Annotated in this window: 1 protein-coding gene; it reads right to left on the reverse strand. The window is 62.5% G+C overall.

Annotated elements, in window-relative coordinates:
* Positions 1 to 244 (reverse strand): aldo/keto reductase (locus NE591_RS15485; RefSeq protein WP_256157127.1); only part of this gene is annotated, 244 nt, incomplete at its 3' end.
* Positions 245 to 288: the final 44 nt, after the last annotated feature.

Consider the following 288-nt stretch of genomic DNA (forward strand, 5'->3'; position numbering starts at 1 on the left):
GTGAGGGTCTCGCCCAGGTTGTGCAGCAGGTAATAGTCGAAGTAGTCGATGCCGCACTCCTCAAGGGAGGTGTCGAACATGGCGCGGGCCTCGTCGGCGTCCTTACAAGCCACGCCGGCAGCTTCGTGGCGATGGTGAACGAGTCGCGCGGGTAGCGCTCCACAAGGGCCTTGCAAAGGGCCCACTCCGACTTGCAGCCGTGGTAGCCGCGGGCCGAGTCGAAATAGGTGAACCCGGCGTCCATGAAGATGTCCACCAGCTCGCAGACCTTGTCAATGTCGATGGACG

Origin of the sequence: Adlercreutzia sp. DFI.6.23 (genome assembly GCF_024462535.1) — a bacterium.
GTDB lineage: Bacteria > Actinomycetota > Coriobacteriia > Coriobacteriales > Eggerthellaceae > Adlercreutzia > Adlercreutzia rubneri.